1 protein-coding gene is annotated in these 246 nt (G+C 65.4%); it reads right to left on the bottom strand.

The features are described 5' to 3' along the window. A partial coding sequence (locus tag EOD29_RS34125) for a biotin/lipoyl-binding protein (RefSeq protein WP_127248891.1) occupies positions 1-246 on the bottom strand: 246 nt, incomplete at both ends.

Raw genomic sequence — 246 nt, 5'->3', positions numbered from 1 at the left:
CGGTCGAAGGCAAGCTGCGCCTGGGTCTGCAGCGCTTCGGCCGATTGAAGATTGGCCGCCGCCACGTCCAGGTCGGCCTTCTGCTCTTCCGGATCGATCCGCGCGAGAAGCTGCCCCGCTTTGACGGATTGTCCGACTTCGACCAGCCGTTCGATGATCTTGCCGCTGACGCGGAAGGATAGATCGGTCTGGACACGCGCCCGCACTTCTCCCGTAAGGGCGCCGCCCTGGATCAGCGGCTCAGGC

Origin of the sequence: Mesorhizobium sp. M1A.T.Ca.IN.004.03.1.1 (assembly GCF_003997555.1) — a bacterium.
In the GTDB taxonomy this organism is placed as follows: Bacteria; Pseudomonadota; Alphaproteobacteria; order Rhizobiales; family Rhizobiaceae; genus Mesorhizobium.
The sequence above is the reverse complement of the archived record's forward strand: the minus strand, read 5'-3'. Positions and strand labels throughout refer to the sequence as shown.